The following is a 21,578-nucleotide window of genomic DNA, read 5'->3' on the forward strand; positions in this document are numbered from 1 at the left end:
AAATCGCGAAAACGATTTTTTTGCTTATTTTTACAACCAATAAAAAATGTAGTTATGAATATTGGTTATAAAGTAAATGTAAATAATACTTTCAATTTCGAATTAGAAAAGGAAAGTATATCCCAATTAGATGCAGTTAATATTGAAACTAATAAATTTCATATTCTGCACGAAAATAAACCTTACAAAGTAGAAATCATCACTTCTGATTTCAGTCAAAAAAGCTATACAGTAACGGTCAACAATAATAATTATACTGTAGTTATTTCAAATCCATTAGACTTACTTATAAAGGAAATGGGTTTTGAAGTTGGACTTACTAAGCAAGTAAATTTCATAAAAGCTCCTATGCCGGGACTAATTCTAGAAATTAGTGTTGTTGCAGGTCAGGAAGTCAAAGCAAACGATAACTTAATTATTCTTGGTGCTATGAAAATGGAAAATAGTTTCCTTTCGCCTCGTGATGGAATGATCAAATCCATTACCGTAGCGGTTGGCGATGCTGTTGACAAAGGGCAATTATTGATTGAGTTTGAGTAAAAACAAGATATTTTACCAAATTATAGTAGAGAATTAATTTTACTAATATTATTAAATTCTAAAACTATTATAATTGGCTAATCTGCGGTTAAAAAATAAACAATGAAAAAAATATTAGTTGCAAATAGAGGAGAAATTGCTATTCGAGTAATGAAAACTGCTCAAAAAATGGGAATTAAGACAGTTGCTGTTTATTCAACTGTTGATAGAAATGCGCCTCACGTAAAATTTGCTGATGAGGCTGTATGTATTGGCGGAGCTCCTTCAAATGAATCTTATTTACTAGGAAGTAAAATTATAGCTGTGGCCAAAAGCTTAAATGTAGATGCAATCCATCCTGGTTATGGTTTTTTGAGTGAAAATGCAGATTTTGCCGAAGAATGCGAAAATAACAACATTATTTTCATTGGTCCGAAATCTAAAGCGATTCGAGTTATGGGAAGTAAATTAGCGGCCAAAGAAGCTGTTAAAGAGTATAACATTCCAATGGTTCCGGGTGTTGATGAGGCGATTACCGATATTAAAAAGGCAAAAAAAGCAGCAAATGAAATTGGTTTTCCAATTTTAATTAAAGCTTCTGCTGGTGGCGGTGGAAAAGGAATGCGAGTAGTAGAGAAAGAAAGTGATTTTGAATCGCAAATGAACCGCGCTATTAGTGAAGCAATTGCTGCTTTTGGCGATGGTTCTGTTTTTATTGAAAAGTATGTGGCATCTCCAAGACATATCGAAATCCAAGTAATGGCGGATAGCCATGGCAATATTCTACATTTATTTGAAAGGGAATGCAGCATCCAGCGTCGTCATCAAAAAGTAATTGAGGAAGCACCATCTTCAGTTTTAACACCTGAATTACGTCAAAAAATGGGTGAAGCGGCCGTTTTAGTAGCTAAGTCATGTGATTATTTAGGAGCGGGAACGGTTGAGTTTCTTTTAGATGAAAATAATAACTTCTATTTCCTCGAAATGAATACGCGCCTACAAGTAGAGCATCCCGTTACGGAATGGATTACAGGAACTGATTTAGTAGAACTTCAAATTAGAGTTGCAAGAGGCGAAGCATTAATAATTAGACAAGAAGATTTAAAAATAAAAGGGCACGCTGTTGAATTAAGAGTTTATGCCGAAGATCCTATGAATGATTTTTTGCCAAGCGTTGGTCATTTAGATGTATATCAGATACCAGTTGGTGAAAATATTCGGGTAGATAATGGTTTCGAACAAGGTATGGATATTCCTATTTATTATGATCCTATGCTAGCAAAGTTAATAACTTATGGCGAAACCCGTGAAGAAGCGATTCAGCTGATGATTAAAGCGATTGATGATTATCATGTTGAAGGTGTGCAAACCACATTGCCATTTGGAAAATTTGTTTTTGCACACGAAGCATTTCGCTCTGGAAATTTCGATACGCATTTCGTAAAGAAATATTACAACTCGGAGACATTAAGGAATCAAATTAATAAAGAAGCTGAAATTGCTGCGCTGGTAGTATTAAAACAATATTTTGAAGATCAAAAAATCGTACGATTACCTATTTAAATTGATACAATTTTAAAATATTGTAAGGAACAGATAAAAATTGCGAATCAGTGGTTCATAAAGAGAATAATATGAAAGACAAAATAGATATTTTAAAAAATAAAATTGCTGAAGCTCATTTAGGCGGTGGCAAAAATCGTATTAAAAAGCAACATTCGAATAAAAAACTAACCGCTAGAGAACGTGTTAATTATTTAATGGATGAAGGTTCTTTTGAAGAAATTGGAATGCTAGTTACCCATCGTACGGCTGACTTTGGAATGGAAAAAGAGTTGTATTATGGTGACGGTGTCATTACTGGATATGGTACAATCAATGGACGATTAGTGTATATTTTTGCTCAAGATTTCACCGTTTTTGGAGGTTCACTCTCCGAAACGCATGCCGAAAAAATATGTAAAGTAATGGATATGGCGGTCAAAATGGGAGCGCCAATGATAGGACTAAATGATTCTGGAGGAGCACGTATTCAAGAAGGAGTTCGTTCTCTGGGCGGTTATGCCGACATTTTTTTTAGAAATGTGCAGGCTTCGGGAGTAATTCCTCAAATTTCTGCTATAATGGGTCCATGCGCTGGTGGAGCAGTTTATTCCCCAGCTATGACTGATTTTACTATGATGGTGGAAGGCACCAGTTACATGTTTGTTACCGGCCCTAATGTGGTAAAAACCGTGACTAATGAAACGGTAACTTCAGAGGAATTAGGTGGAGCAAGTACGCATTCTACTAAATCAGGAGTGGCTCATTGCACTTCAACAAATGATGTAGAATGTTTAGAGGATTTAAAACGATTATTGAGTTATTTACCGCAAAGCAATAAAGAGTTAGCGCCAACTTTACCATATAAATTAGGTGATGAGATTAGAGAGGAATTAGAAGCTATAATTCCCGATAATCCAAATAAACCCTACGATATGCACAAGGTAATTAGTGGTATTATTGACGAAGATTCCTTTTATGAAATTCATAAAAATTACGCCGACAATATCATTGTAGGTTTTGCTAGACTAGGTGGCCGAAGTATTGGTATTATTGCTAATCAGCCAATGGTTTTAGCAGGTTGTTTAGATGTTAATAGTTCTAAAAAAGCAGCTCGATTTACTCGTTTCTGCGATGCCTTCAATATTCCATTGCTTGTATTAGTTGACGTTCCTGGATTTTTACCAGGAACCGATCAGGAATGGAACGGAATTATTGTTCACGGTGCTAAATTGTTGTATGCTTTAAGCGAAGCTACGGTGCCAAGAGTAACTGTCATAACCCGTAAAGCGTATGGTGGTGCGTATGATGTAATGAATTCAAAACACATTGGTGCCGATATGAATTTTGCTTGGCCAACTGCTGAAATTGCAGTTATGGGCGCTAAAGGTGCATCTGAAATTATCTTTAAAAAAGAAATAAATGAAGCGGAAGATCACGAGGCAAAACTATTAGAAAAAGAGTCTGAATATGCTAATTTATTTGCTAATCCTTATACTGCTGCGCAAAGAGGTTTTGTGGATGAAGTTATTTTGCCACAAGAGACGAGACGAAAATTAATAAAAGCATTTAGTATGCTCGAAAATAAAGTAAGTGTAACTCCAAATCGTAAACACGGAAATATTCCCTTATAGTTTTTGGTTAAGACCAAAAATGGATTTGTCTTAAAATTCAAAAACCAGCTGAAATTGCTGGTTTTTTTATGAAATAATCTTTTGATTTATAAAAACAAAATAAGTAAAAACTGAATTCGTTAGCTTAACTTTGAATGATTAAAAATTTTAGTTTTTAAAAATAGATACAATGAAGTACAATAGATGTGGCAAAAGTGGTTTATTATTACCCCAAATTTCGTTAGGATTATGGCATAATTTCGGATCAGTTGACAATTTTGAAAATGGAGAAGATATTGTCAAGGCTGCTTTTGATAAAGGAATTACCCATTTTGATTTAGCCAATAATTATGGTCCAGTTCCAGGTTCAGCAGAAACTAATTTTGGAACGATAATGAAGAATAATTTTCAAGGAAATCTGCGTGATGAAATCGTAATTTCTACAAAAGCGGGTTACACTATGTGGAATGGTCCTTATGGGGACGGAGGTTCTAGAAAATATTTGTTATCCAGCTTAGATCAAAGCTTAAAACGGATGAATATCGATTATGTGGATATATTTTATTCGCATCGATTTGATCCAGAAACTCCTTTGGAAGAAACGATGATGGCGCTTGATTATGCCGTGCGAAGCGGAAAAGCTTTGTACGCAGGAATTTCTAATTACAATCCAGAACAAACTCAAAAAGCGACAGAAATTCTAAAAAGCTTAGGTACTCCATGCTTAATTCATCAAGTGAAATACTCAATGTTTGTTAGAAAACCGGAAGAGGGTTTACTTGATATCCTCGAGGCAAAAGGAGTAGGCTGCATTGCTTTTTCTCCACTAGCACAAGGACTTTTAACGGATAAATATTTAAAAGGAATTCCTGAAGATTCAAGAGCTTTCAATCCAAATGGACATTTGCAACTAGAAGAAGTTTCTGGGGCTAAAGTTGAAAAAATTATAGCTTTAAATGAAATAGCAAAAAACAGAAACCAATCTTTGGCACAAATGGCTTTGGCGTGGATCTTAAAAGACAATCGAGTGACCTCAGTTTTGATTGGTGCAAGTTCTGTAAATCAGTTAAATAATAATATTGAAAGTTTACAAAATCTAGATTTCTCCAAAGCAGAATTAGGTCATATTGAAGGAATTTTGGGGTAATCTAATACTGGTATATTCATCTGCTAGCTATAAAGATTTCACGATCGGTAATGTTATCGTTTTAGCCAGAACACATAAGTTCTATAATCTTCTCCATGGTTAAAAAAACTTTACTCATTTCCATAATATTGCCTTTAAAAATAATTTAAAAAATAAGAAAGATGTTATTCAAATCTATAAATCCATTTTCGCAAGATGTAATTGCTGAGTATGAATCATTAACCATTTCTGAACTCAATAAGAAGTTACGACTATCTGAAGCTGCCTTTAAAAATTGGAAAAAGACTTCTTTTCAACAAAGAGCGGATAAGATGCGAAAATTGGCAGAAGTACTAAGAGCAAATAAAGAAAAATTAGGTCTATTAATTACTAATGAAATGGGTAAAATCATTTCTGAAAGTATTGCTGAGGTAGAAAAATCAGCTTCAAATTGTGATTATTATGCAGACTACGCAGAGGAAATGCTAAAGGATCAGTATTATGATACGGCCTTCAAGAGTATGTCTGTTTATGATCCAATGGGAGCAGTTTTTGCCGTTATGCCTTGGAATTATCCTTTTTGGCAGGTCTTACGTTATGCTGCACCAACGATTATGGCTGGGAATGTAACACTTTTAAAACATGCTTCGAATGTGATAGGTTGTGCCAAAGCGATTGAAAATGCTTTTCTAGAAGCTGGATTTCCAGAAGGTGTTTTTCAACAAATTAGCATCGAAATCTCCCAAGTGGAAAGCGTGATCGCTTCTCATATTGTTCAGGGAATCACATTAACTGGTAGTGAAGGTGCAGGCTCTTCAGTTGCTGGTTTGGCAGGGAAGCATATAAAAAAGAGTGTGATGGAGTTAGGAGGTTCTGATGCCTTTATAGTGTTGAATGACGCAAATTTGGAAAAAGCTGCTGAGGTTGCGGCTCATTCTAGAATGCTTAACGCTGGCCAAGCTTGTATTTGTGCCAAACGTTTTATCGTTATAGAAAAAGTCGCTGATGAATTCGTATCCTTGTTTTCTAAAAATATTCAGTCTCTTAAACAAGGAAATCCTTTGGAACAAGGAATTCAGTTAGGGCCATTGGCTCGACTGGATTTAGCGGATACACTAGCTAATCAATTGGAAAAATCTTTACAGCAAGGAGCTAAGCTTGTATTAGGCGGAGCCCATGACAATTGTAATTTCCAACCCACTTTAATTGATTTTGTTAGCGTTGATTCTATTGCGTTTCAAGAAGAGACTTTTGGACCACTTGCAACAGTAATTAGAGCAAAAGACGAAAATGATTCTGTTGTAATTGCTAATAATCATAGATATGGTTTAGCAGCAGCAATTTGGACAGAAAATAGAGAAAATGCTTATAAGCTAGCAAGAAAAATTGAAGCAGGTAACGTTTTTGTAAACTCTTTAGTTCTTTCAGATTCAAGAATTCCTTTTGGAGGAATTAAAAAATCTGGTTATGGTAGAGAATTAGGAACGGTAGGAATTAGAGAATTTATGAATATGAAATCTATAGTTATAGAATAATTTTTCATAAATAAAGAAACGAGAATAAAATTGTAGTTATAATCTTTATTCTCGTTTTCATTGAGATAATCATTTACAATTGCTTTTTATAGACATTGTAAATAGTATTTATAGTTTTTTCGTCTAAAAGTGGCGTGAGATCAGTTTGAATAAAATGTAATTTAAATGCAGTAATAGCAGCAGCTAAATTTTTAGTATTATATCCTATTATGCGCAACCCTTGTTCTACATTAAAATCAATTGGGGCATTTTCTAATATATCATCTGGCCATACACCAAATCCCTTTTCAGCGAGTGTTTTCCAAGGAAATAATACACTAGGATCTACTTTTCTTCGAGGCGCAATATCAGAATGACCAATGATATTCTGTGGCGGAATATTATAATCTTTTTGCAATTTTGTTAAAAGTGCTAATAGACTATTTATTTGAGATTCAGAAAAAGGCTCAAATCCATTATTGTCTAATTCAATTCCTATAGAGGCTGAATTAATGTCCGTATTTTTGCCCCAGTATCCATTTCCAGCATGCCATGATCTTAAGTAATCATTTAACATTTGCACAACTCTACCGTCATCGCCTATTACATAATGCGCACTCACTTGTGTGCGAGTTAAAGTAAATGTTTTAATAGTTTGCTGTATTGAGTCTTGAGCAGTATGATGAAGAATAATAAAATTAGGTTTTCGTAAATTAAAATTTACAGTACCAATCCATTCCGTATTTACACCATTTTTTAAAATCGTAAGTTCCATTTTTGAAATGGAATCTTTAATATTCAATAAATTCTCAGTATAGGAGGGATTACTAGTAATTTTATAAGTATTAATTACGGGTAAAATAACCGTTTCCTTATTTGAAATAGTTTTGGTTAAAGTTTTTAGTTGCTCATCATATACTTTTTCACTTTTTTTATAAGGATTGGTAGAACAGGATATTGTGATGGCAGCAAAAATAATACAATAAAAAAGGTTTCTCATGAGATAGAGGTGGTAAAGAAATAGTGTTAATTATCGCGATTTTTTTTCTTTTTAGCTTTTTTTGGACTTTTAGATTGATCGTTCAAAATTTTATATTTCTCTTTTTGATCATTGTTTAATAACTCCATAATTTTTCTATCGGTAACCTCATTCAAAGCGGTAAAGTTTGCGATTTTTTCATCTTGACTAACTTCTGCTTTCATCAGCATTCCTTGTGTTCGCATACTTTCTATTAATAGGTTAGAAATAGCAATTACCTGTAGTTCATCAAGAATTAATTCAGGTTTTATTTGCTCCATAATTTTAGCCACGGTAACTTCAACAGGTATCTCTTTTGGTTTTTGTTGCGACATGGATTGATCCATACCGCTATTCATGCGGCGATTACTGCCGTAATTATTTCCATATCCATTGTTGTAACCATTATTATACCCGTTATTTCCATATTGTGCAATTGCAGAATTTGAAAATAAAGTAACAAATAATAAAATAAGTAGCGATTGAATTAGTTTCATAATTAATGTTTTAAATCACATTTCCATTCTTAAGCTGGTTCTCCGTATAAATCGAATTCTGTTGCATCAATAATTTTTATCATTGCAAACTCACCTGTTTTAACATAATGTTTTGAGGCATCAATTAAAACCTCGTTGTCTACATCAGGACTATCAAATTCTGTACGACCTACAAAGTGGCCTCCTTCTTTTCTATCGATAATACATTTGAAAGTTTGACCCACTTTCTCTTGATTTAAGTCCCAAGAAATTTGAGATTGTAATTCCATAATTTCATTAGCACGCTCTTGTTTTACAGTATCTGGGACATCATCTTCTAAGAGATAAGCGTGAGTGTTTTCTTCATGAGAATAAGCAAAACATCCCATTCTGTCAAACTTCATTTCCTGAACAAATTCTTTTAATGTATTAAAATCTTCTTGTGTTTCGCCAGGATATCCTACAATCAAGGTAGTACGAATAGCCATACCAGGGACAGCGGCTCTAAACTCTTTTAATAATCTTGTCGTTTTTTCTTGTGTAGTTCCACGACGCATCGATTTCAAAATAGAATCTGAAACATGTTGTAATGGAATATCTAGATAATTACATATTTTAGGCTCACGCTTCATAATTTCCAAAACATCCATAGGAAAACCAGTAGGGAAAGCATAATGTAAACGAATCCATTCAATTCCTTCTACTTTGACTAACGCTCCAAGCAATTCACCAAGGGCACGTTTTTTATAAATATCTAAACCGTAATACGTTAAATCTTGTGCAATTAAAATGAGTTCCTTTACGCCATTTTTTGCTAAACCCTCTGATTCTTTTACTAATTTTTCAATAGTTTGAGATACATTTTTTCCTCGCATTAATGGGATCGCACAAAAACTACAGGGTCTGTCACAACCTTCTGAAATTTTTAAATAGGCATAGTTTTTTGGAGTCGTTGTTAAACGCTCTCCTAATAACTCATGTTTATAGTCAGCTCCTAAAGCTTTTAAAAGGGCAGGTAATTCCGTAGTTCCAAAAAACTGATCTACATTAGGAATTTCTTTTTCCAAGTCCGGTCTGTAACGTTCAGATAAACATCCTGTAACAAACACTTTATCAACTAAACCTCTTTCCTTTTTGTCAGCGTATTCCAAAATCATGTTCACTGATTCTGCTTTTGCATTATCTATGAAACCGCAAGTATTTATCACAATAATATTTCCTTCTTCGGCTTCTGGAGCTTCATGTGCTACATCTTTTCCGCTTGCACGAAGCTGACCCATTAGCACTTCACTATCATATACGTTTTTTGAACACCCAAGAGTGATCACATTTATTTTATTCTTTTTTAAAGACTTCGTTCTCATAGTATTATAATCCCTATAATTTGGGAATTTGGCAAAATTACAATTTTTTATTGAAACTGAACTTATTTCAATTTCATTTCATCTTATTTGGCGTAATGATCAGCAAAAGTACAAATAGGTTTTTGGTGTAGAGTGCTGTAATTTATAGTGAACTTTTAATAAGTTAAAAAAGATACTCGATTTAAAAAAAAATCCGCTTCAAAAACATGAAACGGATTAATGAATATATTTAATATCAATTATAATTCAAACATTAATGTGACAAATAAATTATTACTTATTGCATCTATTTTTGCTCCATCAGTAAATCCTTTTCCAAAAAATCCTTGTTCAGTATTTCTTTTAGCATAAGAATATGCTAAATCTAATTTAGTTGAGCCAAAATTATACCCTAAACCAGCGGAGTATCCTGTAAGATCTCCTATTGTTATCCCATTTTTATAAGGACTTTGCTCATAACGATAACCACCTCTAAAACTTACTGCTTTGATTCTGTATTCTGCTCCAATACGAAGTTCACCTGTATTATCAAGCAAAGAATTAATATCATTATTTAAAGCATCAAATCCTGATTTAAGTTTAATATTACTGTAATCTTTCATTGCATAATCTAAACTAATAAGACCTGATTTTCCAAATACGTAAGCCAAACTTCCCGTAATCTTACTTGGTGTTTGTAATTTGTAAGGTTCGTATATGTTTACTACTCTTGGATCTACTACCTCAGTTGCATCATTAGCATTAGATGCACTACTCACTACAGTTAATTTTTGAGAAAGTTCGTCAGTAAGGGTTAACCATGTTGGTGATTCATAAGCTAAACCTACACGAAATTCATTCGTAAGTTTAGTAATAGCACCCACTTGAAAAGAGAATCCATTTCCATACGTATTTAATATATTATCAAATTGTATTTGAGAAACCGTATAGTCACTCGTTAATGCTGCATTATTATCTTCATAAAAACGTGAATTTTTTTGTAAATCTGTAAAATGCGAATTTAAGTTTAATCCAATAAATAATTTATCCTTGTATGAGGTTGCAGCGTTAAAAGATAATTTTCCATTATAGCCAGTGCTTACCACTGAATTCTCTTGATAATAATTTCCGCCTTTAGGAACAAGTGATGAATAAGTACTATTAGGATTGTTAACATCTACGGCGTCAATAATAAATCCTTGATCATAAAATGCAATCATGGCTTGCTGAGCTGCAAATCCATTAGGTAAATTATTACCTAAATATGTATATAAATCTGAAATGGATTCATTCGTTTTTCTATTTACAAATTCCTGAGGTATTGGAGCTCCATTATTTCCAGTATTGGCATAACTTAAGAAATATTTATCAACTGAATTATTGGGATTTGTTCCTGATGAAAATAATTTATTGTCAAAATTATTGATATTTTCATAATTCACACCTAAAGATATTTTAGTCCAATCGCTATCTTTTTTATTATTAAAAACAAAAACAGTTCCTGCTTGATTTAAATCAAATGAACTTTGTTTATCTGATGCTTTTGTGCCAAAATAATTAGAATTATTTTTAGTATTAGAATTACTTATAGTAAGTCCCAATTGGTTGTTTACAAATATTGCTGAACCTGCTGGATTTACATTTATAGAAGATAAATCACCTCCTAATGCACCAAAAGCTCCACTCATAGCGCTAAAACGTGCTGTACCATTCAAATTTTGCTGAGAATAAAGTAGCGCATCAGAAATTTCCTGTGATTGCACCATGCTAGCTGTAAATCCCAATGCTAATAAATATATGTATTTTTTCATCTGTTTAATATCTTGATATTTTTAATTTATTTAAAGGAAGATAATGATTTATTTTTATCCTCTACCACCTCTTGAACCTGACGATCTTGAATTTCCACCTGACGATCTACCTTCACTACCAGATGATCTTGAGTTGCTGTTGGTACTTGGAGTATAAGATCTTGAGTTATCTTCACTTCTCGATGACGGAGTATATGATCTTTGAGAAGAATTATTTTCTATACGTCCGTTATTCGTATTTCCTCTACGTGGAACATTTTGATTATTATTTTGCGAATTATTTTGTATTTGTGGTTGATTTCTAGAAAAAGTAGGAGTTGTTCTTAAATTTCTATCAGATGAATTTCTTCTAAGATCAATACTTTGTCTATTATTTGACTCTAATGCTCTTCTACTAATTGTATTATTTTCTAATCTAGAATTTACTGAACTTCTAGCATTATCTCCAGAATTGGTAGAAATTGATCCGCGTCTCCCTACATTATAAGATCGAGTTCTGTTGTCATAATAATTTGAATTTCGCCAGTTATTCCCATAATAATTATTCCCATAATAATTATTTCCATACCAGTTGTTCCATCCAAACCCTACATTCATTCCCCATCCATAACCATAATTCCAACCGTAGCTATTTCCGTAAAAGTTATTTCCATACCAGTTATTTCCATAAAAACGATCGCCATAGAAATTATTTCCGTACCAATTATTCCCGTAATAATTACTTCCATACCAGTTGTTCATTGCCCAACCATTATCATAAACATTGATGCTAATGTTTTGTGGATTGCTACCCCAACCAGCATAATTTCTGTTGTTACTATCAGCAACATTTTGATCTAAATCATAACTATTATAATCATCAACATTAGTAAAAATTTCATTGGATTCATTGTCGTTTTGTAGCGATTCAAAGTAATCTTTATACTGAGTTTTAGTATTACGATTATTTTGATTCTCCCTTTCAATATTTATCGTTGCAGTATTTCCATAGATGCCGTCAGAATCATAATAAGAACTATTTTGATAGGAGCCACAAGAGGTCAATAAGACGCTCAGTAATCCTAATAAGGAATATAGAGGCGTATTTTTTGTGTTGAGAATATTAGTTTTCATATCGATGATTTTTTTATTGTTGTACATTACAAAAATAGTTAGTTTTGCTGAACTATTTATGTAAAATTATTAATGCAATATTTATGCCAAACTATTAAGTATGAGTAAGAACTTAACTACGAGATCAGAAGATTATTCAAAATGGTATAACGAGTTGGTAGTCAAAGCCGACTTAGCCGAAAATTCAGGAGTGAGAGGTTGTATGGTGATCAAACCATACGGTTATGCAATATGGGAAAAAATGCAAGCTGAGTTGGATCGCATGTTTAAAGAAACGGGACATCAAAATGCTTATTTTCCATTGTTTGTGCCAAAAAGCATGTTTGAAGCCGAAGAGAAAAATGCAGAAGGATTTGCAAAGGAATGTGCTATTGTAACTCATTATAGGTTAAAGAACGATCCTGATAAGCCAGGAAAATTAATGGTTGATCCTAATGCAAAATTGGAAGAAGAATTAATTGTTCGTCCTACCAGTGAAGCTATTATTTGGTCTACATACAAAGGGTGGGTTCAGTCTTATAGAGATTTACCATTGTTAATTAATCAGTGGGCCAATGTAGTACGATGGGAAATGAGGACCAGATTGTTTTTACGTACGGCAGAATTTTTATGGCAAGAAGGACATACAGCTCATGCTACTAGAGAAGAAGCTGTAGAAGAATCAGAAAAAATGATGAATGTTTATGCTGATTTTGCACAAAATTTTATGGCAATACCAGTTATGAGAGGAATTAAAACAGAGACAGAACGATTTGCTGGCGCAGAGGAAACATATTGTATTGAAGCATTGATGCAAGATGGAAAAGCATTACAAGCAGGAACCTCTCATTTTTTAGGTCAGAATTTTGCAAAAGCTTTTGATGTAAAATTTGCAAATGCTGATGGGAAACAAGAATATGTTTGGGGAACGTCTTGGGGAGTGTCTACGCGTTTGATGGGTGCATTAGTAATGACCCATTCCGATGATCAAGGTTTAGTTTTGCCACCTAATTTAGCACCTATACAAGTAGTAATTGTGCCTATTTATAAAAGTGAGGAACAGTTAGCAGCAATTTCTGATGAAGTAAACCTACTTACAGCGTCATTAAGAAAATTGAACATTTCTGTTAAATTTGATAGTAGAACAACTCAAAAACCAGGTTTTAAATTTGCAGAGTGGGAATTAAAAGGAGTACCTATACGAGTAGCGGTAGGTCCAAAGGATTTAGAAAATGGAACTTTCGAGATTGCTAGAAGAGATACCTTGACAAAGGAAGTTGTTTCAAAGCAGGGAATTGTAACATATATTAGCGACTTATTAGAAAAAATTCAATCAGACTTGTTTTCAAAAGCATTGCAATATAGAGATGCTCATATTACGGAAGTTGAAAATTTTGATCAATTTAAAGAAGTTTTAGAGCGTAAAGGTGGTTTTGTTTCAGCACATTGGGATGGAACGGCAGCTACTGAAGAAAAGATAAAAGACTTGACCAAAGCCACTATAAGATGCATTCCTTTAAACAGCATTCCACAGACTGGAAGTTGTGTATTTTCTGGGGAAAAATCAATGGGGAGAGTGCTGTTTGCAAAGGCTTATTAAAAAAAAATATTTTTTTTTGCGTAAGCTATTGTGCGTGTCAAAAATAGTTGTATTTTTGCATCCGCATTAGAGAAGCAGGGCCCGTTCGTCTATCGGTTAGGACGCATGGTTTTCATCCATGTAAGAGCGGTTCGATTCCGCTACGGGCTACTATTTTTATTGCAGTATAGGTGTCCTTAACTTGAAAGGAAAAATGGCCCGTTCGTCTATCGGTTAGGACGCATGGTTTTCATCCATGTAAGAGCGGTTCGATTCCGCTACGGGCTACAAAAATTCAATTTTTAGATTGAAAAAACTTAGGGGATAATGGTCCGTTCGTCTAGGGGTTAGGACGCCAAGATTTCGTCTTGGTAACAGGGGTTCGATTCCCTTACGGACTACAAAAAATTAGTAAAAGAAAAAAAGTAATAAAATGGCAAATCATAAATCAGCTCTAAAGAGAATCAGAACTAACGAAAAGAGAAGAGTATTAAATAGATATCAACATAAAACTACTCGTAATGCAATAAAAGCATTAAGATTAGCAACAGATAAATCAGAAGCTACTTCTAAATTATCAAATGTAATCTCTATGATTGATAAATTAGCTAAAAAGAATATTATTCATGATAACAAAGCGTCTAATTTAAAATCTAAATTAACGAAACTTGTTTCTAAATTGTAAGTAATACACTTTAACGTATATAAAAAAAGCTCTCATTTTTAATGAGAGCTTTTTTTATGTTTTAAACTTTTCCAGTACTATTTTTATAAATAAGTGGAATTACTGATTGTTATTGGTATCAAAAAAAGAGTGATAAATGAGCTAATTGTAGTTAAATAATATGATTTAAACTATAATATTTTTACTAATTTGCTGATATTCAACTCATATTTACATTAAACTAATAGTTCATTATAAAAAATTAATTGTACATTTGCACCCATTAAAAAACACAGATGGAATCTATAAGAAATATTGCTATTATTGCCCACGTCGATCACGGTAAAACAACTTTGGTTGATAAAATTATGTATCATTGTCAGTTGTTTCGTGACAATGAAAATACAGGAGATTTAATACTTGATAACAACGACTTAGAGCGTGAAAGAGGTATTACGATTACTTCTAAAAATGTTTCTGTTCAATATAAAGGAACAAAAATTAATATTATTGACACTCCTGGTCACGCCGATTTTGGTGGAGAGGTAGAGCGCGTGTTAAATATGGCTGATGGAGTTTGTCTACTTGTAGATGCTTTTGAAGGCCCAATGCCACAAACACGTTTTGTGTTACAAAAAGCGTTAGACCTTGGTTTAAAACCATGTGTTGTAATAAATAAAGTAGATAAAGAAAACTGTACTCCTGAAGAAGTTCACGAAAAAGTTTTTGATCTAATGTTCGAATTAGGTGCTACAGAAGAGCAATTAGATTTCCCTACTGTTTATGGTTCAGCTAAAAATAACTGGATGTCAGATGATTTTAGAAATCAAACTACAAATATTGAGCCTTTATTAGATATGGTTATTGCTAATGTGCCTGCGCCAAAAGTATCGGAAGGAACCCCTCAAATGTTGATTACCTCATTAGACTTCTCTGCTTTTACAGGTCGTATTGCTATTGGTCGTCTTGAAAGAGGTGTTTTACGAGAAGGAATGCCAATATCTTTGGTAAAAAGAGATGGTACAATTTCTAAATCTAGAATTAAAGAATTACATACTTTTGAAGGGCTTGGTCGTAAAAAAGTACAAGAAGTTATAGCAGGTGATATTTGTGCTATTATAGGTGTTGAAGGTTTTGAAATTGGTGATACTATTGCTGATTATGAAAATCCAGAAGCTTTAGCTTCAATTGCTATTGATGAGCCTACTATGAGTATGTTATTTACTATTAATGATTCTCCATTCTTTGGAAAAGAGGGTAAGTTTGTAACTTCTCGTCATATTAGAGACCGTTTAAATAAAGAATTAGAGAAAAACTTAGCAATGAAATTAGGTGAAACTGATTCAGCTGATAAGTTTATGGTTTTTGGCCGTGGTGTATTACATTTATCTGTTCTTATTGAAACAATGAGAAGAGAGGGATATGAATTACAAATAGGGCAACCACAAGTTATTATCAAAGAAATTGATGGTAAAAAATGTGAGCCAATTGAGGAATTAACTATTGATTTGCCAGAGAATCTTTCTGGAAGAGCGGTTGAGTTTGTTACTATCCGTAAAGGAGAGATGTTGAGCATGGAAGGTAAAGGCGAGCGTATGATTATAAAATTCAATATTCCATCTCGTGGAATTATTGGATTGCGTAATCAATTATTGACCGCTACTGCTGGTGAAGCCATTATGTCTCATAGATTTATAGGATATGAACCTTTTAAAGGAACTATTCCTGGACGTAATAACGGATCGTTGATTTCTATGGAAAATGGTAAAGCAATACCTTATTCTATTGATAAATTACAAGATCGCGGTAAATTCTTTGTGAATCCAAATGATGAAATTTATGAAGGTCAAGTAATTGGCGAGAATTCACGTAGCGATGATATGAGTGTAAATGTTACTAAGATGAAAAAACAGTCAAATGTTCGTTCTTCTGGTAATGATGAAAAAGCAAGAATCATTCCTCCAATTATTTTCTCTCTTGAAGAGGCTTTAGAGTATATTCAAAAAGATGAATATGTTGAGGTAACTCCAAAATCTATTCGTATAAGAAAAATTTATTTGACTGAAACTGATAGAAAAAGATTTAAAATCTAAAATATTATAATATCAATATTAAAAATCCCAAATTCCAATTACTGAAATTTGGGATTTTTATTTTTATCAGGTTTCGGGAATCAAGCACGCGTTTTGTTATATGTTGAGCGCGTGAAGGATAGTAGCAAGCTACCGAAGTAGCGCGGATAGCCTGACGGCGTAAATAAAAGGGCCAGATCACTGTAATTATGAGGTGGCCCTTTTATTTATGGCGGCACGCCCAAATACTTCTTATTATCTTTTTAAACTGAAATTTCCTTTAGCTTCACGTCCATCTTCTAACATTATGGAGTACCAATAATCATCAGATGGTAATGGAAGTCCTTTAAATGTTCCGTCCCAACCCAGTCCAGTAGCATTTAGTTGTTTTAGTAATTTTCCGTAGCGATCAAAAATATAAATGATTGACTTCGAGTTAAAATTGCTGTTAATCCCTTTTACTTTCCAAAAATCATTTAAACCATCATTATTAGGCGTAAAAAATTTTGGAATTCCGAGAACTGATATTCTTTGCTTCACAATTCCGCAACCATTAACATCATTTATATAAACATCATAAATTCCACCTTGTACATTGTCAAAGATATTTGACGATTGAAATGGTCCATCAGGATCATCTAAACTATATTCATATAGTCCAGTCCCTGTTACATTTATTATTACTTTATTTATATCAGTTAAGTCTTCTATATCAATAGTGCTTATCGTTGCAATATCAGAAGCGGTAACTTTAATAGTCCTTATTCTAAAACAGCCCGTAAGTGTAGTCACTTGCACAGTGTAAATGCCTTCTAAATTTATATTTAAAGTCGGATTTATTTCTCCTAATAAAACTGCATTGTCCTTATACCATTCATATTTATAATCACTTATTTTTGAGGTATCAGTAACTCCAGCGTTTAAGGTTACAAAAAAGGTAGGTAAATTAGAACAAACTAATTCATTATCATCGCCATTGATATTCAAGTTTATTGCAGGTAAAGGGTTTACGATAAAGGGAATAATTATGGTGGCCTTACAGCTCGGGTTTATAGAATTTTCGACTACGGCAGTAATGTTTTGCGTATTTGTTATAAATGGATTTGGTAACGGACTTGGTAATAAATCTCCATTTGCAGCAAAATATTTCACAGTCATTCCAGTTTGACCTGCTAAGATTGTTGCTTCAAATGTACTTGTATCAAATGCATATTTCCCATCTTGCAGCAAGGGATCAACTTCGTCATCACATATTGTTGTTAGTGCTGTAGGTATATTCAAAGCCTTAGGTAATTTATCAACGGTAAATGTGATCAAGGTCTCATCAAAACATTGTAATGTTGTATTGTTTGTTATAATAGCCTTTATAACCTGTGATCTTGTGGTAAATGACGCTGGAAATGGACTATCTATTAGCACTCCATTTTCATCTTTTAATGGATTATTGAATGCATCAACATATCGTGTTGTTACTGCATAAGGTTGATTTGTTCCCCTCAATGTTGTTTCTAATGTTGAGGTATTAAAGGTGAAAATACCATCTTGATTATCATCACATTGATTTGGAATTATAACAGGATTGGCTATTGGTGTTTTCTCTACTGTGAGTGTGATATACGGTCCGAGTCCAAAACAGGCGTTATCAATTTCGCTGTCTACCCGAATCCAAATTTTTTGAGTATTAGGATACCCAATATTTCTATAATTATAGATACTTGTGGGATCAAAAGGATCCGATGGAACGGTTTGGTTTAAAGCATTTATTTCTGATAAGGCATCGCTTTCATTTCGATAGTAAGTTATTGTGTAAGGATTAGATCCAGTAAAATATAGACTTTTTATTCTATTGGTAACTTGATGAAAATCAAAGACTGAAATACCATCATAATCTGAATTGGGATTAGCTGTTAAATCATCACAAACCGTAAAAGGTTGTGTAAAAGTGGGAGGTATTGTAGTAGTAGAAATTTTTAATTCTATGCTACCCACTGTAGTGCAGCCATTTCCATTTTCTACTCTAACAAAAATTGTTTGGTTAAATGGTACTGTATTTACATAAGCAATAGGATTTACAATTTTAGAAGCTCCAAAACCATTAATAGCATCCATACTATTTTCAAAATAAGTAAAGGTATTTACTAAATAATCTACTGAAATAAAGCTGTTTTTTTGAGTTATATTAAAAGTGGTTAGTCCATTAGTATCATCATCGCACTGCGTTAATACAATAGGCGAATTGATAAGAGGTTTAGGATAAACAGTTAATATAGTAGGATCAGAAATTAATCCACAACTATTTCCTATTTTATTTAATGCAACACGATATTGATAATTATTCATAGTAGTGGTGATGCCTTTGAGTTCTAATGTCTTTGTTTGTACACCAGAATAAGTAACGTTGTTGACAAGATCACTCCAATTAATTCCATCTGTTGAAAGTTGCCATTGATAGGTGTTTCCTCCATTATCAGTCAGTGTAATGAAAGTATTTTCTAATTCGCAGGTAGCTGTCGCTTGCGGTTGAGTCAAAATTTCAATAGGTGCAGCAATAAGATAATTTAGATTTGGAGAATTGTATGAGGCTCCATTAACGAGTCCATTGGCATTTACACTCACTGGAGAATTTCCGTATCTTCCATCTGTATCCCCATCTATAAATCCTGCTTCAGCTACGTCTAGACATAAATCGTCGTCGCTGTCTAAATCGCGATAATTTTTGATACCGTCGGCGTCTAAGTCATTTGCAGTTTCATCTGAATCTAAAATTCCATCATTATCGCTATCTAAGTCCAGATAATCAGGAATTCCATCATTGTCATTATCAAATGGTGTAAAACCTGGTTCGAATGCATTATCTAAGCCATCTTTATTAGTGTCGATATTAGAGATAGCGACTGAATTGTTAGGTTGCGCTTCAATTAAATCGGGGATTGAATCGTTGTCGCTGTCAGTATCTAAATCATCTGTGATGCCATCGCCGTCTGAGTCTCGCGTAATCCTTTCTTTGATAACAAAAGTAGCTTTATTAGAATTTATGTCTGAAAGATTAAAATGTACAAATTCTATTTTCTTGGCCAGAAAAGACTCAATTTTAAAAGTGCCTGTTCCTGCTAGAAGTGGAGTGGTTCCTTTTAATCTAAATCGAATTTCAAATGAAGAAAATTCCTTTACATCACTTTCAAAGACGCCATCATAATTAGTATCGACTTCAAGTTGACCGTTGGGATCTGTCAATGTAAGTGTTTGTGATGGATCAACCCTCAAAATAAAATCACCTTCATTATTTAGTAACTCAGTATCTGCTGTTGTTTGTGTGGCTGTATTTGATCCTATATATTCGAAACTTATCGAACTCGGACTATTAAAAGTCATTGTGTAAGTGTTTGACTTTGCAATTCCTGCTGGTACTATTGAGGTAAAACCCGACTCAATTTTTCCTAATAGCGGGCCGTCTCCCGCAGTATTTGCAGTAAAATTGCTGCCTGAATTGATATCACTTTGATTTATAAAATTAGAAGTTGATTCAGTTGTGTTGAGTATTCCATCGTTATCTAAATCTATATCAATATTATTATTTGTACCATCATTATCAGTATCAGGAGGGCAGACACTCACTGGAATTTTATCTGATAAAGTGGAACTACCACAACTTAAAATGCTTCGTCTTACTTGATAATAACCAGATCGAGTTGGAGTGTAACTATCAGAAATAGCATCCGGGATATCAGAACCATTAAATATCCATTGGAAACTGTAATCGATGTCGAAACTAGTTTTTAAAGTTATGTTGGGAATGCAATTTCCAGTTATTGACAAATTACTTTCTGATAGAATCTCGGGTTTTAAATCAAAACCTGAATAATAACCGCCATAAGTTGCAACACCACTATTACCTAAATACGATACATATACCTCGGCTTCAGAATTTATAGAAACATTACCTGATAGTCCACTAATGGAGTAATATTCATAATTTGTACCTAAAATAGGTACAGGATTAATGAGAGGATTAGTAACTGAAATTGTAGGTCCTGTAATAGAAACATTAGCTCCGATTTTTGTAACAATATTTATAGTGCCAGTAAAAGTTTTACTTCCTATTTTATCTATGTAAGGAATATTGTCAACCACTTTAGGAGTAGAACAATTTAGTGGTGGAACAAAAAATAAATTTTGATTTGCCGAGCTATTACTTCCGCCAATACTTTGATAAGCAAATACTTTTTTAGATGTTTTTATATACAAGCTACCATTGGTAAAAGCATTTCCATCTGCGATATATTTTTCCCCCGCTTGGATTATTTCTATTGGAGTTATGCTTCCATTAATAAAGATTTCAGTGTTATCTTCGTCTGCAATGATTAAAATTCGTTCAAGTTCTTTTTTTCTATCTGCAAGACCTTTTATAAAGATATACTCACTGCCAATTTTATCAGCTCCAACAATTTGATCGAAGCCAAGATCGCGTCCGGGATCATTACCGAGTGCTGATATATCAGTTGGATCGTTAGTTCCACCAAAAGAACCACTATTCACCACTACATTTTTATCAGACTCGATAAGTGCTGCAATCATATTAAAACTTGGACTGCCGTTTATAGCTAAAATATAACTTTGATTCTTATTTAAAGTAATGGTTTCCGATCCATCGAAGACTGAACCGTTTGCTAAGACAGTTCCAGGAAGAATATTTGAAATGGTAACAGTAGTGTTATTCTCAGTAGCTAAAACAGTAAAAAAATTTAATAATGTGGTAATATTTGATGTATTTAACATGGCTCCTGCTCTAAACCGTTTTCCTAGCGCACTATTTCCTTTTGCTACTAGTCCTCCAGCTTGATTACCATTACCAGAATTAGTTCTAATACTAGCAAATACCAAACCCTCAGCTTCAATAATATAACCTTTATTTGAAACTATACCTGTAGAATTACTGGGCACAAACAATGGCGTATTATCACCACTTCCAATACTATATCGATACGGAATGTTTTTATTAACTGTTCTATTTATAGTCACACCACCAATTTCTATAATTTTAAAGTTAATACTAGTTAAACTTGGTGAAGAAATATAAATATAATGATCTTCAGGTCTTACACCATTAGCGCTACTTGTAGTTAAAGGGGGTATAAAATGTGTTTTACTTAATTGAGCTAAGCCACTTAATGATACAAAAGCAAATAAAAAGAGTAAAATTTTTTTCATT

General features: G+C 33.3%; 14 protein-coding genes and 3 tRNA genes. 11 read left to right on the forward strand and 6 right to left on the reverse strand.

The window, feature by feature from the left end:
- Positions 1-54 precede the first annotated feature (54 nt).
- From RCH18_RS02000 to RCH18_RS02020, 5 genes are all read left to right on the forward strand, one after another.
- On the forward strand, positions 55-540 hold the full coding sequence (locus RCH18_RS02000) for an acetyl-CoA carboxylase biotin carboxyl carrier protein subunit (protein ID WP_326935093.1): 486 nt from the start codon (positions 55-57) through the stop codon (positions 538-540).
- Positions 541-642: 102 nt separating this feature from the next.
- Entirely contained in the window at positions 643-2,082 is a 1,440-nt protein-coding gene (gene accC / locus RCH18_RS02005; RefSeq protein WP_326935094.1) for an acetyl-CoA carboxylase biotin carboxylase subunit, read from the forward strand.
- A 71-nt stretch (positions 2,083-2,153) separates the two neighbouring features.
- Positions 2,154-3,695: an acyl-CoA carboxylase subunit beta gene (locus RCH18_RS02010; protein WP_326935095.1), complete on the forward strand. Its 1,542-nt coding sequence runs from the start codon at positions 2,154-2,156 to the stop codon at positions 3,693-3,695.
- Between the two features lie 169 nt (positions 3,696-3,864).
- A complete protein-coding gene (locus tag RCH18_RS02015; protein ID WP_326935096.1) occupies positions 3,865-4,821 on the forward strand; it encodes an aldo/keto reductase in 957 nt (318 codons plus the stop codon).
- A gap of 161 nt (positions 4,822-4,982) precedes the next feature.
- Positions 4,983-6,335, forward strand: coding sequence for an NAD-dependent succinate-semialdehyde dehydrogenase (locus RCH18_RS02020; RefSeq protein WP_326935097.1), 1,353 nt, complete (start codon positions 4,983-4,985; stop codon positions 6,333-6,335).
- Positions 6,336-6,408: 73 nt separating this feature from the next.
- Here the strand turns inward: RCH18_RS02020 and RCH18_RS02025 are convergent, their stop codons facing one another.
- From RCH18_RS02025 to RCH18_RS02045, 5 genes are all read right to left on the reverse strand, one after another.
- Positions 6,409-7,314, reverse strand: a complete 906-nt coding sequence (locus RCH18_RS02025) for an N-acetylmuramoyl-L-alanine amidase (RefSeq protein ID WP_326935098.1) — start codon at positions 7,312-7,314, stop codon at positions 6,409-6,411.
- 26 nt (positions 7,315-7,340) lie between these two features.
- Positions 7,341-7,829: a hypothetical protein gene (locus RCH18_RS02030; protein WP_326935099.1), complete on the reverse strand. Its 489-nt coding sequence runs from the start codon at positions 7,827-7,829 to the stop codon at positions 7,341-7,343.
- 29 nt (positions 7,830-7,858) lie between these two features.
- Positions 7,859-9,172 (reverse strand): 30S ribosomal protein S12 methylthiotransferase RimO, encoded by a 1,314-nt coding sequence (gene rimO / locus RCH18_RS02035; RefSeq protein WP_326935100.1) that lies wholly within the window; start codon positions 9,170-9,172, stop codon positions 7,859-7,861.
- A 239-nt stretch (positions 9,173-9,411) separates the two neighbouring features.
- A complete protein-coding gene (locus RCH18_RS02040; RefSeq protein WP_326935101.1) occupies positions 9,412-10,962 on the reverse strand; it encodes an OmpP1/FadL family transporter in 1,551 nt (516 codons plus the stop codon).
- A gap of 54 nt (positions 10,963-11,016) precedes the next feature.
- Positions 11,017-12,075 carry a hypothetical protein gene (locus RCH18_RS02045; protein ID WP_326935102.1) on the reverse strand — a complete coding sequence of 353 codons (1,059 nt, stop codon included), beginning with the start codon at positions 12,073-12,075 and terminating at the stop codon, positions 11,017-11,019.
- A 100-nt stretch (positions 12,076-12,175) separates the two neighbouring features.
- Here RCH18_RS02045 and proS point away from each other — a divergent pair, with 100 nt between their 5' ends.
- The 6 genes from proS to typA all read left to right on the forward strand — a co-directional run bounded on the left by proS (position 12,176) and on the right by typA (position 16,390).
- On the forward strand, positions 12,176-13,654 hold the full coding sequence (gene proS / locus RCH18_RS02050) for a proline--tRNA ligase (protein WP_326935103.1): 1,479 nt from the start codon (positions 12,176-12,178) through the stop codon (positions 13,652-13,654).
- A 78-nt stretch (positions 13,655-13,732) separates the two neighbouring features.
- Positions 13,733-13,804: transfer RNA gene (locus tag RCH18_RS02055), tRNA-Glu, on the forward strand.
- 45 nt (positions 13,805-13,849) lie between these two features.
- Positions 13,850-13,921: transfer RNA gene (locus RCH18_RS02060), tRNA-Glu, on the forward strand.
- Positions 13,922-13,962: 41 nt separating this feature from the next.
- Positions 13,963-14,034 (forward strand) — tRNA-Glu (locus tag RCH18_RS02065).
- A gap of 32 nt (positions 14,035-14,066) precedes the next feature.
- Complete coding sequence (gene rpsT, locus RCH18_RS02070; protein ID WP_326935104.1) at positions 14,067-14,318, forward strand: 30S ribosomal protein S20; 252 nt, start codon at positions 14,067-14,069, stop codon at positions 14,316-14,318.
- A 275-nt stretch (positions 14,319-14,593) separates the two neighbouring features.
- Positions 14,594-16,390 carry a translational GTPase TypA gene (gene typA, locus RCH18_RS02075; RefSeq protein WP_326935105.1) on the forward strand — a complete coding sequence of 599 codons (1,797 nt, stop codon included), beginning with the start codon at positions 14,594-14,596 and terminating at the stop codon, positions 16,388-16,390.
- 234 nt (positions 16,391-16,624) lie between these two features.
- Here typA and RCH18_RS02080 read toward each other — a convergent pair whose 3' ends face one another.
- Positions 16,625-21,577 (reverse strand): T9SS type B sorting domain-containing protein, encoded by a 4,953-nt coding sequence (locus tag RCH18_RS02080; RefSeq protein WP_326935106.1) that lies wholly within the window; start codon positions 21,575-21,577, stop codon positions 16,625-16,627.
- Position 21,578 lies beyond the last annotated feature (1 nt).

Source organism: Flavobacterium sp. PL11 (genome assembly GCF_035985025.1).
Classification (GTDB): domain Bacteria; phylum Bacteroidota; class Bacteroidia; order Flavobacteriales; family Flavobacteriaceae; genus Flavobacterium.